The organism is uncultured Bradyrhizobium sp. (assembly GCF_947648125.1).
Taxonomy (GTDB): domain Bacteria; phylum Pseudomonadota; class Alphaproteobacteria; order Rhizobiales; family Xanthobacteraceae; genus Bradyrhizobium.
The window spans coordinates 198,406-213,704 of record NZ_CANSMR010000012.1 but is presented as its reverse complement, the minus strand read 5'-3'; the positions used below and the strand labels follow the sequence as shown (position 1 = coordinate 213,704).

At 65.7% G+C, this 15,299-nt stretch carries 11 protein-coding genes; 4 read left to right on the top strand and 7 right to left on the bottom strand.

Features of this window, described 5'->3' with window-relative positions:
* Nucleotides 1-153 precede the first annotated feature (153 nt).
* On the bottom strand, nt 154-489 hold the full coding sequence (locus Q0030_RS22255; RefSeq protein WP_298371700.1) for a helix-turn-helix domain-containing protein: 336 nt from the start codon (nt 487-489) through the stop codon (nt 154-156).
* 89 nt (nt 490-578) lie between these two features.
* On the opposite strand from Q0030_RS22255, the gene Q0030_RS22250 reads away from it, so the two are divergent.
* A complete protein-coding gene (locus tag Q0030_RS22250; protein ID WP_298371699.1) occupies nt 579-1,118 on the top strand; it encodes a carboxymuconolactone decarboxylase family protein in 540 nt (179 codons plus the stop codon).
* 137 nt (nt 1,119-1,255) lie between these two features.
* Here the strand turns inward: Q0030_RS22250 and Q0030_RS22245 are convergent, their stop codons facing one another.
* Nucleotides 1,256-2,266, bottom strand: coding sequence for a KpsF/GutQ family sugar-phosphate isomerase (locus Q0030_RS22245; protein WP_298371698.1), 1,011 nt, complete (start codon nt 2,264-2,266; stop codon nt 1,256-1,258).
* Between the two features lie 240 nt (nt 2,267-2,506).
* On the opposite strand from Q0030_RS22245, the gene Q0030_RS22240 reads away from it, so the two are divergent.
* Nucleotides 2,507-4,201, top strand: coding sequence for an outer membrane beta-barrel protein (locus Q0030_RS22240; protein ID WP_298371696.1), 1,695 nt, complete (start codon nt 2,507-2,509; stop codon nt 4,199-4,201).
* A 23-nt stretch (nt 4,202-4,224) separates the two neighbouring features.
* On the opposite strand, the gene Q0030_RS22235 is transcribed toward Q0030_RS22240, so the two are convergent.
* The 3 genes from Q0030_RS22235 to gltB form a co-directional block, all read right to left on the bottom strand.
* Nucleotides 4,225-4,923, bottom strand: coding sequence for a haloacid dehalogenase type II (locus Q0030_RS22235; RefSeq protein WP_298371695.1), 699 nt, complete (start codon nt 4,921-4,923; stop codon nt 4,225-4,227).
* Nucleotides 4,924-5,137: 214 nt separating this feature from the next.
* A complete protein-coding gene (locus tag Q0030_RS22230; protein WP_298371693.1) occupies nt 5,138-6,595 on the bottom strand; it encodes a glutamate synthase subunit beta in 1,458 nt (485 codons plus the stop codon).
* 139 nt (nt 6,596-6,734) lie between these two features.
* Nucleotides 6,735-11,498: a glutamate synthase large subunit gene (gene gltB / locus Q0030_RS22225; protein ID WP_298371691.1), complete on the bottom strand. Its 4,764-nt coding sequence runs from the start codon at nt 11,496-11,498 to the stop codon at nt 6,735-6,737.
* A 472-nt stretch (nt 11,499-11,970) separates the two neighbouring features.
* Between gltB and Q0030_RS22220 the strand changes: the two genes are divergently transcribed.
* Nucleotides 11,971-12,768 (top strand): hypothetical protein, encoded by a 798-nt coding sequence (locus Q0030_RS22220; RefSeq protein ID WP_298371689.1) that lies wholly within the window; start codon nt 11,971-11,973, stop codon nt 12,766-12,768.
* 156 nt (nt 12,769-12,924) lie between these two features.
* On the opposite strand, the gene Q0030_RS22215 is transcribed toward Q0030_RS22220, so the two are convergent.
* Nucleotides 12,925-13,401: an Hsp20 family protein gene (locus tag Q0030_RS22215; RefSeq protein WP_298371687.1), complete on the bottom strand. Its 477-nt coding sequence runs from the start codon at nt 13,399-13,401 to the stop codon at nt 12,925-12,927.
* Between the two features lie 221 nt (nt 13,402-13,622).
* On the opposite strand from Q0030_RS22215, the gene Q0030_RS22210 reads away from it, so the two are divergent.
* The gene (locus Q0030_RS22210; protein ID WP_298371685.1) at nt 13,623-14,570 is read left to right on the top strand and encodes an alpha/beta hydrolase; all 948 of its coding nucleotides are present in this window, start codon (nt 13,623-13,625) and stop codon (nt 14,568-14,570) included.
* Between the two features lie 62 nt (nt 14,571-14,632).
* Here Q0030_RS22210 and Q0030_RS22205 read toward each other — a convergent pair whose 3' ends face one another.
* Nucleotides 14,633-15,292 (bottom strand): hypothetical protein, encoded by a 660-nt coding sequence (locus Q0030_RS22205; protein WP_298371683.1) that lies wholly within the window; start codon nt 15,290-15,292, stop codon nt 14,633-14,635.
* Nucleotides 15,293-15,299: the final 7 nt, after the last annotated feature.

Sequence of the window (15,299 nt, the reverse complement as noted above, 5' to 3'; positions counted from 1 at the left end):
CGTGCGGGGGAGGCCGACGCGCGCAGCGCGGCGGGGGGGGGCTCTCTCCACGATGGGATCTGCGGCGAACCCCCCACCCCGGCCCTCCCCCGCAAGCGGGAGAGGGAGCACAGCGTCTTTGCGGTTGCCAGTTCAACCTGACTTCATCACGGCCTAGCTGCCTTCCTGCTTGCTCCAGCGCTCGGCGAAGCGATGGAGTGGCGTGAAGGTCTGGAACAGCTCCCGGCCCAGCACAGTGAGGCCGTAACCATCATCAGTCAGCTCGACGAAGCCCGCCTCGCGCAGCTCGGTCAACCGGGTCTGCAGGATCGTCGGTGAGGCCTCGTCGCAGGCGGTGCGCAGCGCGCGTGAGGTCAGTGCGCCCTCGCGCAGCTCCCAGACGATGCGCAAGGTCCAGCGTCGTCCGAGCAGATCGAGCAGCGCCATGATCGGGCGGCCGGATCGCGAACCGCGGACGCCGGGTTTCGTGGCTGGAGCCTGCTTCGCCATGTCGCGAATACCTCATGAATCTCGCTTGCGTCGATCGCTACAGATATTGTAGCGTATTGCTACAGTAAATGTAGCAATGAGATCAGCCCATGTCACGCATCGCGCCACTCGATCCGCCCTATGCGGCGGACGTTCAACAGCATTTCGACCGCATCATGCGCGGCAAGCCGCCGCTGGTGCTGTTCCGCATGATGGCGGGGCACCCGCGCGCCTGGGAGAAGTTTCGCGGCGGCAGCCTGCTCGACCGCGGGCCGCTGCCGTTGCGGGAGCGCGAGATCGTGATCGACCGCACCTGCGCGCTCAACGCCTGCGAATATGAATGGGGCGTGCATGTCACGGCGTTCGGCGCCGCCGCCGGGCTGTCGGATGAGCAGGTCCACGCCACCGTGCGCGGTGCGGCCGATGCCGACTGCTGGTCGCCGGCCGAACAGGCGTTGCTCGCCGCGGTCGACGCGCTGCATGCGCGGGCGACGCTGGATGACGCGGAATTCGCCGCGCTGTCGGCGCATTATGATGACGATCAGGTGCTGGAGATCATCCTGTTGTGCGGCTTCTACCGCACGGTCTCCTACCTCGCCAACGCGCTGGCCTTGCCACTGGAGGCGACCGCGGCGCGGTTTCCGAGGTAATCGCCGTCATTGCGAGGAGCGAAGCGACGAAGCAATCCATGCCTCCGCGAGCGGAGAGATGGATTGCTTCGCTTAGCCTGTCATCGGGCGCGCATTCGCGCGACCCGTTGGCTCGCAATGACGGAGAGAAGCGTGGCCTACGCCACGCCGGCGCGCAGCAGATCGTGTAGATGGATGATGCCGACCGGCTTCTTCGCATCGGTCACGATCAGCGTCGTGATCTTCGAGGCGTTGAGCACTTCCAGCGCTTCGCCGGCCAGCGTGTCGCGGCTGATGGTTTTCGGGGTCTTGGTCATGACCTCGTCGACCGACAGCGTCAAAAGCTCGGGGCGCGTCAGCTGCCGGCGCAAATCGCCATCGGTGACGATGCCGACGAGATGGCCGTGGCGGTCGACGATGCCGACGCAGCCAAAGCCCTTGGAGGTCATCTCGACCAGCGCATCCGACATCTTGGTGCCGAGCGGCTTCAGCGGCAGCGTCTCGCCGCTGTGCATCAGGTCGCGGGCATATTTCAGGAGCGCGCCGAGCTTGCCGCCCGGATGCAGCACGCTGAAATCGGTCGAGGTGAAGCCGCGGCCTTCGAGCAGCGCGATCGCCAGCGCATCGCCGAGCGCCAGCATCATCAGCGAGGACGTGGTCGGCGCCAGATTGTGCGGGCAGGCCTCGCGGGCCTTCGGCATGGTGAGCTGCACGTCGGCCGCTTTGCTCAGCGTCGAGTCCTTGTCGGCGGTCATCGCGATCAGCGGGATGCCGAAGCGCGCGGCATAGGCGATCAGATTGCGCATCTCCGGCTGCTCGCCGGACCATGACAGCGCCAGGATCGCGTCGTCGGCCGTGATCATGCCGAGGTCGCCGTGGCTGGCTTCGGCGGTGTGCACGAAGAACGCCGGCGTACCCGTCGAGGCAAAGGTCGCGGCGATCTTGCGACCGATATGGCCCGACTTGCCGAGCCCGGTCACGATCAGCCGCCCCTTGGCGTTGCGGATCAGCTCGGCCGCCGCCGTGAACGTCGCGCCGAGGTCGGATTTGAGTGCCGCAGACAGCGCAGCGACGCCGCTTGCTTCGGCATCGAGGGTGCGGAGCGCCGATTGAACGGCGCCGTCATCGGGGCCGGATGATTTGGTCATCAGCGGTTTCGGTTTGGCCATTTCGGATTCCAGGGGAGGGCTTTTGCACCCGGGCGTCTCCCTTAGCACGTTCGATTCCGCGATGCGACGCGCGGCGGCGGATCCTCAACGGCTCATTAACCATAATTGTTTTAACTCCATTAACGACGTTTTTCGCCGCCAGGCGGGATGCGTACGTCAAGTGCATGAATTCGTTGGGGTATTTCCATCGTGTGGCGGCGGCCAGCAAGCGGCCCAAATCGGCGCGGACGCCTCGTTCGCGTGGTTTTGCCATGCCTTTTGCTGACTCCTGCGCTGGCCGCGACGACCGGGCGCGCCAGCGCCCAGACCGTGACGCCCGATCTGTTCAGCCCGAACCGGCAGAGCCAGGTGATCACCCAGGATTCGCCGCTGCGCCGGACCACCGCCGATGCCATGGATCCGCTCAACGGCTTGAGGCTGCCCGACGCCGATCCTGCCCGGCGTGCCTCGTCGTCGGCGTCAACGCCGGAACGCGTCGGACAGGTCCCGACCTATGGTCTGCCTGCCGCCAACGGCGCGGCGACATCAGGCTATGACTCGCTCAATCGGAAGCGCCTGAAGCCGAAATATTATCCGGGCCAAGCCAAGCCGAAGCCGCCGCCGGGACCCGGCTCGCCGGTGCCCACGCCGCCGCCGTTGACCGCGGCCGGGCAGTTGCGGCTGTCGATCCCGCCGTCGGAGACCGCCAGCAAGCCGCCGCTGCCGCCGGCGATGGCCGGCACCATCGTCGGCCAGCCGGCGCGCAGGCGGCTCAAGATCGACGACGATCCGTTCGGCGCGGTCGGCGATTACGCCGGCTCGTTCATGGTGAAGACCGCGGTCGAGGTGATGGCGGGCTACGATACCAATCCGGGCCGCCTGAATTCGCCGCAGGGCAAGGCGTTCTACATGGTCGCGCCGGAATTCGTCGCGATGTCGGACTGGGAGCGCCACGCCGTCGTCGCCGATCTGCGCGGCTCGTTCACCGGCTACGGCTCCCAACTGACGCCGATTGACGGCACGCCGTTGTCGGCGCCGCTCGATATCGACCGTCCGAACTTCACCGGCCATATCGACGGCCGTCTCGATGTGTCGAGGGACACGCATCTGACGGGACAGGCCCGCATGCTGGTCTCGACCGACAATCCCGGCAGCCCGAACGTGCAGGCCGGCCTCGCCAAATATCCGCTCTACACCACGGTCGGCGGCACCTTCGGCATCGACCAGCATTTCAACCGCATGCAGGTCTCGCTCGGCGGCACCGTCGACCGCACCGATTACCAATGGTCGAAGCTGACCGACGGCACCTCGTCGTCGAACGACGACCGCAACTTCACCCAATATGGGGGTGTCGGCCGCGTCAGCTATGAGCTCAATCCGGCCGTGAAGCCGTTCGTGGAAGTGGAGGGCGACAGCCGCTTCCATGATCTCTATCTCGACCGCGCCGGTTACGCGCGCAATTCGTCGGGCGGTTACGCCAAGGTCGGCACGTCGTTCGAGTTCACGCGGATTCTGTTCGGCGAAATCTCGATCGGCTATGCCAGGCGCGACTATGTCGACCCGCGGCTTAGCCCACTCGAGGGCCTGCTGACCACCGCATCGCTGACCTGGACCGCGACGCCGCTGACCACGGCGAAATTCTATTCCGACACCCAGCTCGGCGAGACCACGCTGCCCGGTACCTCCGGCGTGCTGTCGCGCACCTACACCGTCGAGGTCGACCACGACTTCCGCCGCTGGCTGACCGGCATCGGCAAATTCACCTACGGCACGCTCGACTACCAGGGCGACAACCGCAACGACACGATCTATTCGGTGTCGGCCGACCTGATCTACAAGATGACCCGCAGCCTCTGGATCAAGGGCACCGTGCGCCGCGACTGGCTGGATTCGAACCTGGCCGGACAGAGCTCGGCGTCGACGGTCGTGATGCTGGGCGTGCGGGTGCAGAACTAGCTGATTTCGCTTCCGGTGCAGCGTCACATCCAGCCGGCAGCGCGCAGCAGCTCGGGCACCCGGTCGAGCGCGCTGGCCGTCGCGTTCGGCACATAGTCCGACAACGGCTGCCGGCCCGTGCCACGATCGATCCAGATCGCTCGAAAGCCGAGTTCGCGAGCGGCCGCGAGGTCGAGATGCGGGCTGGCGCAGATATGCAGCAGCCTGTCCTTGCCGACGCCGATGGCGTTCCAGGCGTGCTGGAAGATCCGCGCGGAGGGCTTGTAGGCTTCGGCCTGCTCGGCGGTGATGACGCGATCGATGTGACTGCCGAGTTGCGCGACATTGCCGGCGATGATCGCATCATCGGTGTTGGAGATGATCGCAAGCTTCAGGCCGGCTGCCTTGAGGTGGCCCAGCGTCTCGACCACCTCCGGAAACGGAGGCATCACGCTGATCGACGAAATCAGAAGCTCCGCCTGGCTCGCGTCGAAGGGCAACGCCAGCTCCGCCATCGTCAGGCGCAGCGCTTCGGCACTGACGTCCCTGAAGGACATATGCGGGCGTTGCTGCTCCAGCCGATGCTCATGGCGGTCGTAGATCGCGAGGAGCTCATTCGGATCGACCGATCCTCCGCTGCGGGACAGGATGCTGCGAACCGCAGCAGCCAGACCTTCGTCCCATTGGATCAGCGTCCCGTAGCAATCGAAAGTCAGCCATTCCGGCCGCGGTCCCGCCAACATCGTTTCAATTCCTCGCCATGCGCGGCGATCCTGACAGGCGTAACGGGCGCGGTGAAATTAATTGAGCCACTGATCTCGATTAAGAACGCAAATGGTGTCGATCCGCCGCGGCGCCGGATCATTCAGCAGAGGTCTCTGGAATACTGGATCGCCCGCTTTCGCGGGCGATGACAACTCAGTATGCGGCTAAAGCGTCGGGCAACAGCCGGGGCGATTACCCCGGCAGGTCGGTCTTGCCCATCAGGAAGCTGTCGATCGAGCGCGCGCACTGGCGGCCTTCGCGGATCGCCCAGACCACGAGCGACTGGCCGCGGCGCATGTCGCCGGCGGAGAAGATTTTCGCGCGCGAGGTTTTGTAGTCCTGGAGGGACGCACGGACGTTGCCGCGCTGGTCGAGCTCGACGCCGAGCGTCTTGAGCAGGCCCTCGTGCACCGGATGCACGAAGCCCATCGCCAGCAGCACCAGCTCGGCGTCGAGCGTGAACTCGGTGCCGGGCAGCGGCTTGAACTTGTCGTCGACCTTGACGCAATGCAGCTTGGTGACCTTGCCGTCCTTGCCCTCGAACTTCGTGGTCAGCACGGCGTATTCGCGCACCGCGCCTTCGGCCTGGCTCGACGAGGTCCGCATCTTCAGCGGCCAGTTCGGCCAGGTCACGCCCTTGTTCTCATGCTCGGGCGGCGCCGGCATGATCTCGAGCTGGGTCACTGACTTCGCGCCTTGCCGGAACGAGGTGCCGATGCAGTCCGATCCAGTGTCGCCGCCGCCGATCACGACGACGTGCTTGCCGCCGGCGAGGATGTCGGCGGCGTCGTTCAGCGGCTCGCCGGAGACGCGGCGGTTCTGCTGCGGCAGGAAGTCCATCGCGAAGTGGATGCCGGCGAGGTCGCGGCCCGGGATCGGCAGGTCGCGCGGGGCTTCCGCGCCGCCGGTCAGCGCCACGGCGTCATACTGCTTGGCGAGCTCCTGCGGGTCGATCGCACCTAGCGTCGAGCCGCCCACCGCCTTGCCGTAGTGGAAGGTGACGCCCTCGGCTTCCATCTGCGCCACGCGGCGATCGATGATGCCCTTCTCCATCTTGAAGTCGGGAATGCCATAGCGCAGCAGGCCGCCGGCTCTGGCGAACTTCTCGTAGACATGCACCTCGTGGCCGGCGCGCGCGAGCTGCTGCGCCGCAGCCATGCCGGCGGGGCCCGAGCCGATCACGGCGACCTTCTTGCCGGTCTTCTGCGCTGATATCTCCGGCTTCAGCCAGCCATTGTCCCAGGCGCGGTCGACGATCGCGCATTCGATCGTCTTGATGGTGACCGGGTTGTCGTCGATGTTGAGCGTGCAGGACGCCTCGCACGGCGCCGGGCAGATCCGGCCGGTGAACTCGGGGAAATTGTTGGTCGAGTGCAGGTTGCGCGAGGCCTCTTCCCAGTTGCCCTGGTAGACGAGGTCGTTGAAATCGGGGATCTGGTTGTTGACCGGGCAGCCCGGCGTGCCCGGCGCGGTCGAGCCGGTGCCGTGGCAATAGGGGATGCCGCAATTCATGCAGCGCGCGGCCTGGTCGCGCGTGTCCTTCTCGCTCAGCGGAATGACGAACTCGTTGAAGTTCTTGAGCCGCTCGGCGACCGGCTCGTACTTGCGGTCATGCCGCTCGATCTCGAGAAAACCTGTGATCTTACCCATTGAAACCCGATGCCCCTGCATCTCAGTTGTTCCGTCATTCCGGGCTGCGCCGCGAGGCGCAGACCCGGAGGTCTCGAAGTGGTTTGACGAGATTCCGGGCTCGCGCTCATGGCGCGCCCCGGAATGACGCCCGGTGATACTACGCGCCGATCGCGATCTTCGGCTCGGCGTCGGCGTTGGCCTTCATTTCCTTCAGCGCGCGGCGGTACTCCACCGGCATCACCTTGCGGAATTTCGGCAGCCAGCTCTTCCAGTCGGCGAGGATCGCGGCCGCCTTCTTCGAGCCGGTCAGCTTGGCGTGACGCGTGATCAGGACATGCAGCCGCTCCACGTCGGAATCGAGCAGGTTCTGAAACACGTCGACCCGGCCATGCGCCTCGAGATCGCCGGAGTGGTGGTAGGTGTCGGCGTTGATCATCTCCTCCGACAGCACCGGCTCAAGCTCGACCATCGACAGGTTGCAGAGTTTGCTGAAGTCGCCGCTCTCGTCCAGCACGTAGGCGATGCCGCCGGACATGCCGGCCGCGAAGTTGCGCCCGGTCTTGCCGAGCACCACCACGATGCCGCCGGTCATGTATTCGCAGCAATGATCGCCGGCGCCTTCGACGACCGCGACCGCGCCGGAGTTGCGCACCGCGAAGCGCTCGCCGGCGATGCCGCGGAAGTAGCATTCGCCCGCGATCGCGCCGTACATCACGGTGTTGCCGACGATGATCGACTCTTCCGGCACAATGCCGGAGTTCTTCGGCGGCTTGACGATGATGCAGCCGCCCGAGAGGCCCTTGCCGACATAGTCGTTGCCTTCACCCTCGAGCTCGAAGGTGACGCCCTTGGCGAGCCAGGCGCCGAACGCCTGTCCCGCCGTGCCCTTCAGGCCGACATGGATGGTGTCGAGCGGAAGGCCGGCATGACCGTAGATCTTGGCCACCGCGCCCGACAGCATCGCGCCGGCGGAACGGTTGGTGTTGTTGATCTCTTCCTCGATCTTGACCGGCGCACCGCGATCGAGCGCGGCTTGCGCCTTCTCGATCAGCCGGCGGTCGAGCACGGCTTCCAGATGATGGTTCTGGCCCTCCGAGTGATAGATCGTCTGGCCCTTCTCCTCCTTCTGCCGCACGAACAGCTTGGAGAAGTCGAGGCCCTTGGCCTTCCAGTGCGAGACCAGCGCGGTCTGGTCCAGCATCTGGACCTGGCCGACCATCTCGTCGAACGTCTTGTAGCCGAGCTGCGCCATGATCTCGCGCACTTCCTCGGCGACGAAGAAGAAGTAGTTGATGACGTGCTCGGGCTGGCCGGTGAAGCGCTTGCGCAGCACCGGATCCTGGGTCGCAACCCCGACCGGGCAGGTGTTGAGGTGGCACTTGCGCATCATGATGCAGCCCGCCGCGATCAAGGGCGCGGTGGCGAAGCCGAACTCGTCGGCACCGAGCAGCGCGCCGATCACGACGTCACGGCCGGTGCGGAAACCGCCGTCGACCTGAACCGCGATGCGGCTGCGCAGCCGCTGGCGCACCAGCGTCTGATGGGTTTCGGCAAGGCCGATCTCCCACGGCGAGCCGGCATGCTTGATCGAGGTCAGGGGCGAAGCACCCGTGCCGCCCTCGAAGCCCGCGATGGTGACATGGTCGGCGCGTGCCTTGGCGACGCCGGCGGCAACCGTTCCGACGCCGACCTCGGACACCAGCTTCACCGAGACCTGGCCGTCGGGATTGACGTTCTTGAGGTCGTAGATCAGCTGGGCGAGGTCTTCGATCGAGTAGATGTCGTGATGCGGCGGCGGCGAGATCAGGCCGACGCCCGGCGTCGAATGCCGGACGCGCGCGATCGTCGCGTCGACCTTGTGGCCGGGCAACTGGCCGCCTTCGCCGGGCTTGGCACCCTGCGCCATCTTGATCTGCATCATGTCGGAGTTGACGAGATATTCCGTCGTCACGCCGAACCGACCCGAGGCGACCTGCTTGATCGCCGAGCGCATCGAATCGCCATTGGGCAGCGGCTTGAAGCGGTCGGATTCCTCGCCGCCTTCGCCGGTGTTCGACTTGCCGCCGATCCGGTTCATCGCGATCGCGAGCGTGGTGTGGGCCTCACGCGAGATCGAGCCGAACGACATCGCGCCGGTCGAGAACCGCTTGACGATGTCCTTGGCCGGCTCGACGTCCTCGAGCTTGACCGGCTTGCGCTTGTCGTCCTCGGCGCTCTTGATCCGGAACAGGCCGCGCAGCGTCAACAGACGCTCGGACTGTTCGTTGAGGATCTTGGCGAACGCCCGGTAGCGCTCCAGCGAGTTGCCGCGCACGGCATGCTGCAAGGTCGAGACCGATTCCGCGGTCCAGGCATGATCCTCGCCGCGGGTGCGGTAGGCATATTCGCCGCCGACATCGAGCGCGCTCTTGTAGATCTGGCCGTCACCGAACGCATCGGTGTGGCGCCGCACGGTCTCCTCGGCGATCTCGCCGAGGCCGACGCCCTCGATCCTTGTGTGGGTACCCGCGAAATACTTGGCGACGAAGTCCGCCTTGAGGCCGACTGCGTCGAAGATCTGCGCGCCGCAATAGGACTGGTAGGTCGAGATGCCCATCTTGGACATCACCTTGAGCAGGCCCTTGCCGATCGACTTGATGTAGCGCTTGACGATCTCGTAGTCGTCGAGCGCGCCGGGCAGCCGGTCCTTCATCGCGAGGATGGTCTCGAACGCGAGATAGGGGTTGATCGCTTCGGCGCCGTAGCCGGCGAGGCAGGCGAAGTGATGCACTTCGCGCGGCTCACCGGATTCGACCACGAGGCCGACCGAGGTGCGCAGGCCGGTGCGGATCAGATGATGATGCACGGCGGCGCAGGCCAAAAGCGACGGGATCGGAATCCGGTCGGTGCCGGTCATCCGATCCGACAGGATGATGATGTTGATGCCCTCGCGCACCGCGCCCTCGGCGCGCGCGCAGAGCTCGTCGAGCACCTGCTCCATGCCCGCCGCGCCGAAGCCGGCGTGGAACGTGGTGTCGAGCGTGCGCGACTTGAAGTGGGTCTCGGGAACGTCGGAGATCGAGCGGATCTTCTCGAGGTCCGCATCGGTCAGGATCGGCTGCCGGACTTCGAGGCGCTGGGTCGAGGCGACGCCCTGCAGGTCGAACAGGTTCGGCCGCGGCCCGATGATCGAGACGAGGCTCATCACGATCTCTTCGCGGATCGGGTCGATCGGCGGGTTGGTCACCTGCGCGAAGTTCTGCTTGAAGTAGGTGAACAGCTGCTTCGGCTTGTCCGACAGCGCCGAGATCGGCGTGTCGTTGCCCATCGAGCCGGCTGCCTCCTCACCGGTGGCCGCCATCGGCGTCATCAGGATCGTGATGTCTTCCTGGCTGTAGCCGAACGCCTGCTGGCGATCGAGCAGCGGCAGGTTGGAGCGCACGCCCTTGGCCGGCGCATCCGGCAGCTCCTCGAGCTGGATCTGGGTGCGATGCAGCCAGTCGCTGTAGGGATGGCTCTTGGCGAGGTCGGCCTTGATCTCGTCGTCGGGAATCAGGCGGCCCTGCTCGAGGTCGACAAGCAGCATCTTGCCGGGCTGCAGCCGCCACTTGGTGACGATCTGGTCCTCCGGAATCTTCAGCACGCCCATTTCGGACGCCATCACGATGCGGTCGTCCTTGGTGACGAGATAGCGCGCCGGGCGCAGGCCGTTGCGGTCGAGCGTCGCGCCGATCTTGCGGCCGTCGGTGAAGGCGATCGCAGCCGGGCCGTCCCACGGCTCCATCAGCGCGGCATGATATTCGTAGAAGGCGCGGCGCTGCTCATCCATCAGGGGATTGCCGGCCCACGCTTCCGGAATCATCATCATCACGGCGTGCGGCAGCGAGTAACCGCCCTGCACCAGGAATTCGAGCGCGTTGTCGAAGCAGGCGGTGTCGCTCTGGCCTTCATAGGAGATCGGCCACAGGCGACTGATGTCCTTGCCGTAGAGCTCCGAATGCACGGAAGCCTGCCGCGCCGCCATCCAGTTGACGTTGCCGCGCAACGTGTTGATTTCGCCGTTATGGGCGATCATCCGGTAGGGATGCGCCAGCGACCAGGTCGGGAAGGTGTTGGTCGAGAAGCGCTGATGCACCAGCGCCAGCGCGCTGTCGAAGTCCGCTTCATGCAGGTCGGGATAGTATTTGCCGAGCTGGTCCGCCAGGAACATGCCCTTGTAGATCACGGTGCGGCACGACAGCGAGCACGGATAATAGCCCGCCATGCCGCGGTCGCGACGCTGATAGATCGCTTGCGAGATCGACTTGCGCAGGATGTAGAGCCGGCGCTCGAAATCGTCCTCGGTCTTGGCAGCACCATTGCGGCCGATGAAGACCTGCATGTGATAGGGCTCGGTCGGCTTCACCGTGACGCCGAGCGAGGAATTGTCACTGGGCACGTCGCGCCAGCCGAGCAGCTTGAAGCCCTCGTTCTTGATCTCGTCGGCGATGATGCTCTTGATCACGTTCCGCCACGCCGCATCGCGCGGCATGAACAGCGCACCGATGGCGTATTCGCCGGGCTTCGGCAGCTTGAAGCCGAGCTCGGAGGTCTTGCGCGCGAAGAAGGCGTGCGGGATCTGCACCAGGATGCCGGCGCCGTCACCGGCGCGCGGGTCGGCGCCGACGGCGCCACGATGTTCGAGGTTGCACAGGATGCTCAGCGCGTCGGAGACGATCTGGTGCGACTTCTGGCCCTTGATGTTGGCGATGAAGCCGACGCCGCAGGAGTCCTTTTCCAGGCTCAGGTCGTACAGGCCTTCGGCCTCAGGTCGCCAAGTATGCAGTTCGGGGGTGTGCGGCCCAATAGACGCATCATGCGCGGCATCGGCGGCTTTCGAGTCCGCGGTCGCCGACAGCATGCCTGCCACGATGGTTTCGCGCTCGAATTCCGATCCGCTCATGTGTCCTCTCCCTTTCGTAAGGGGCCTCACCGCATTTGGCGCACCTTGGACGTTGCGGCACCCACCGGGCCACCGCTCGTCCGCCGCGAGCCGCATTTTCCTAAATTCAGGCGACGGGCGTTTCAACGTCCCCTGAAGGACGGCCCTGCCTGCAGCATTCTCGGAGCCCGGGGCGCCGAGGTTTCGTTGCAATCCCTATGCCGGAATGGCCTCGAAATTGAGACAGCTTTGCTGTCCTAACCTCGACCTTGCCAAATTTTTGTCTATCACACAAGCGCGAGGAAGTCCTCGCCCGCATGCTCAGATCGGACAGCTCGGTGGGTGCCTGGGCGCCCCTGATTCGAAGCAAACACGCCGTGATCTGGCCCAAGGAGGGACCAAGGACCGCCGGAATTCAAACCGAAATTTCGCCCGGCAAGCCGGCAAGAGAGCGGGAAGCTCCCATAGGGCGGGCCAGACAGGAGTTACGGCGATGAAGTTGTTCACAGGTTCGGTCGCAGCCGCCGCTCTCGCGCTCAGCGCGGCCTCGGCCCAAGCGCAGCTGGTGACATCAGCCCGAATCGGCAGCCCGTCTTTCGTCAGGGTATCCGACATGGGCGGGCCCTACGCCGCCATGCCCGAGGTGCCGCCGCCGCCGCGCTTCGGCCGCGTCCCGAGCCTGTTGCCGCCGGTCGAGGTCTACACCGTGCTGCGCGAGAACGGCTACCTGCCGCTCGGCGCCCCGCAGCAGCGCGGCTTCGTCTACACGATCTCGGTGATCGACCAGGGCGGCGACGACGGCCGGCTGGTGATCGACGCCCGCGACGGCCACATCATCCGCTTCACCCCGGCCTATAGGCTCGGCGACAATTATGAGGAGGAGATGAGCTCCACCTACGGCCCGGTCGGCCCAATCCTGCGGCCGATCCAGGCCCGGGTGCCGCGGCCGCCGCTCCCGATCCCGCATGTCGCCAGCCGCGTGCCGGTGCCGAAGCGGAGCCCGCTCGCGGCCAAGGCGCAGGTTCCCGCCCCGGCCACCCAGGCTCCAGCCGCCCAGGCGGCCGTCTCGCCGACCGCTGCGCCGCAGCCTGCGCCGACCCAGGCAGCTGCACCCGCGCCAGCCGAGCAGGCCGCGGCCGCACCCAAGCCGACCGAAGCGCAGGCGGCCGCACCGCAGGCCGTTCAGCAAGCCGAGGCTCCGACCGTCGGTCAGGCCGCTCCGCCGCCGCCGGCTCCTGCACCCGCGATCCTGCCGACCCAGGAAATGCCCAAGGTGCAGGGGCTGGAGTGACCAGCGTCGCTGTGTAGCCCGGATGGAGCCAACGGGTCGCGCCAACGCGCGCCCCGTTGGCTCCATCCGGGGCTACGGCCCTTCGCGACAAAAACGCCCCGGTTTCCCGGGGCGTTTTCGCGTTCAGCCAATATCTGCTGACGCGGGATGTGTCGCTTAGGCCGCGACCTTGCCGGCCGAGCCGTCAACCACCTGCGGGGCCTTCTCGCCGCCGCCGATCGGAATGCTGCGGGGCTTCTTGGCCTCGGGAATCTCGCGGACGAGATCGACGTGGAGCAGGCCGTTTTCGAGCGAAGCGTTCTTCACCTGCACGAAATCGGCAAGCTGGAAGACGCGCTCGAAGGCGCGGGAGGCGATGCCGCGATAGAGCACTTCGGAGCTGTTGCCGGAGTTCTCGTTGGCGGTTTTCTCGCCCTTGATCGTCAGCGTGTTCTCCTTCGCGACGATCGAAAGCTCGGCTTGCGAGAAGCCGGAGACCGCAACGCTGATCCGGTAAGCATTCTCACCGGTGCGCTCGATGTTGTAGGGGGGATAGCCGGGGCTGCCGTCCGAGGTCACCTGATCGAGCAGGCTGAAGAGGCGGTCGAAGCCGACGGTGGAACGATAGAACGGAGTGAGGTCGTAGCTACGCATAGAATAGTCCTCCAATGAGCGACTGTTTCAGTTACCCGCCCGCCATCGGGCCGGGCTTAGATGTGTGCAGCCTCATGTTCCGGTTCCGAAACACTGGTAGCGGCCTGCACTGAGGTGATATGGGAGGGGTCACGTCGCGTTCAAGAGGCGGAAACCGCGTCGCTTTTTTCGGCGCCGGCGTCCTTGATCTCCACCCTGTTCCCACCACGCCGGTCTCCTGCATGACGCTCGTCTCGATCCCCGCCAACCCGGTTCCGGACGACGTTGTCAGTGGCACCATCAAGACACCTGACGGAGCCGAGCTGCGCTTCGCGCGCTGGGCGCCGCCGCCCGGCCGCAAGGGCACGGTCTGCGTGTTCGGCGGACGCGGCGAGATGATCGAGAAATATTTCGAGACCGTGCGCGACCTGCGCGACCGCGGCTTTGCGGTGGCGATGATCGACTGGCGCGGGCAGGGCCACTCGTCGCGGCGGCTGCGTGATCCACGCAAGGGTTACGTGCGCGACTTCGCCGACTACGAGGTCGACGTCGAGACCTTCGTGCAGCAGGTGGTGCTGCCGGATTGCCCGCCGCCCTATTTCGCGCTGGCGCATTCGATGGGCGGTGCCGTCCTGCTGCGGGTCGCGCATGCCGGCAAGCGCTGGTTCGATCGCATGGTGCTGTCGGCTCCGATGATCGACCTGCCGCGCAAGCGCGTCTCGTTCTTTCCGAGCGCGCTGCTCAGGATCATGCGGCTGACCGGGCAGGGCGGCAATTACGTTCCGGGCGGCAGCAGCGAACTGGTCGGGCTTGCGCCCTTCATAGGCAATCCCGTGACCAGCGATCCGGTGCGCCATGCACGCAACGCCGCGATCTTGGATGAAGACCCGACGCTCGGTATCGCCGCGCCGACGATCGCCTGGGCCGACACCGCGTTCACCGCGATGCGCACCTTCCGCGGCATGTCGTATCCGACCGAAATCCGCCAGCCGATCCTGATGCTGGCGGCGAGCAATGACGAGGTGGTATCGACGGCCGCAATCGAGGAGTTCGCCTATCATTTGCGCGCCGGCTCGCATCTGGTGATCGCCGGCTCCAAGCATGAGATCCTGCAGGAGCAGGATCGTTACCGCGGGCAATTCTGGGCGGCGTTCGACGCCTTCGTGCCGGGCACGCCGCTGTTCAAGTGAACCATAGCGTTTTCGAGCGAAGTGCATACCGGTTCGCGTAAAGAAAACGCGTCAAGAAGAATCTAGCCCTGCAGCAGCGCGACGATGCGGTCGGGAAAGCGCTTTTCCACGAACAAGGTCCTGACCTCGGCGACGCTGAGATAGCGGTCCTTGCCTTCGCCCTTGCCCATGATGTCAAGCAGCACCGGCCACTCGCCGAGCATCAAGAGCGGATAGTAGCAGTGCAGGATCGCGTAGGACGGCGGATTCTCGTCCTTGGCGCGCTGGAAGTTTGCCGCCATGAACGTCTTGATCTCGGAGGCCGACAGCCCGCGCTCGACGCTGCCGTCGGGAGCCTTGTAGTCACTGCCGAAGGTCGCGAGCCTCGCGATCTCGTCCTCATGCACGACGGCATGCTGGTCGAGGATGCGCGAGCCGGCGCCGTGCTTGTCGAGGGGGCCGTTGCGCAATTCGTCGAGGATCGCGCCCTGCAACAGGCTGCGGACCTGGCTGAAGGGGCCAATGCCGTTGGCCATCTGCGCGACCATGAAGATCTTGGCGCCGGCGCTGAGCGCCGGAAGGCCGGTCTTGCCGGTGGCGCGGTCGATGGTTTCGGTCAGCTTCGGCAGCGGCACGATATGGCCGCCGACATAGTCGCCGGCGACCAGCGCACGCAGGAACGGGCAGGGATTGTCAGGGGAAACCTGCGCGGCGGGTGCCGCGCTTGCAGCCGTATCGGACATCAGACCA

Bases quoted from the DNA above. Each gene is read 5' to 3' on its own strand.
- Q0030_RS22255 (WP_298371700.1), bottom strand. From the start codon at position 489: ATGGCGAAGCAGGCTCCAGCCACGAAACCCGGCGTCCGCGGTTCGCGA.
- Q0030_RS22250 (WP_298371699.1), top strand. From the start codon at position 579: ATGTCACGCATCGCGCCACTCGATCCGCCCTATGCGGCGGACGTTCAA.
- Q0030_RS22245 (WP_298371698.1), bottom strand. From the start codon at position 2,266: ATGGCCAAACCGAAACCGCTGATGACCAAATCATCCGGCCCCGATGAC.
- Q0030_RS22235 (WP_298371695.1), bottom strand. From the start codon at position 4,923: ATGTTGGCGGGACCGCGGCCGGAATGGCTGACTTTCGATTGCTACGGG.
- Q0030_RS22230 (WP_298371693.1), bottom strand. From the start codon at position 6,595: ATGGGTAAGATCACAGGTTTTCTCGAGATCGAGCGGCATGACCGCAAG.
- gltB (WP_298371691.1), bottom strand. From the start codon at position 11,498: ATGAGCGGATCGGAATTCGAGCGCGAAACCATCGTGGCAGGCATGCTG.
- Q0030_RS22220 (WP_298371689.1), top strand. From the start codon at position 11,971: ATGAAGTTGTTCACAGGTTCGGTCGCAGCCGCCGCTCTCGCGCTCAGC.
- Q0030_RS22215 (WP_298371687.1), bottom strand. From the start codon at position 13,401: ATGCGTAGCTACGACCTCACTCCGTTCTATCGTTCCACCGTCGGCTTC.
- Q0030_RS22210 (WP_298371685.1), top strand. From the start codon at position 13,623: ATGACGCTCGTCTCGATCCCCGCCAACCCGGTTCCGGACGACGTTGTC.
- Q0030_RS22205 (WP_298371683.1), bottom strand. From the start codon at position 15,292: ATGTCCGATACGGCTGCAAGCGCGGCACCCGCCGCGCAGGTTTCCCCT.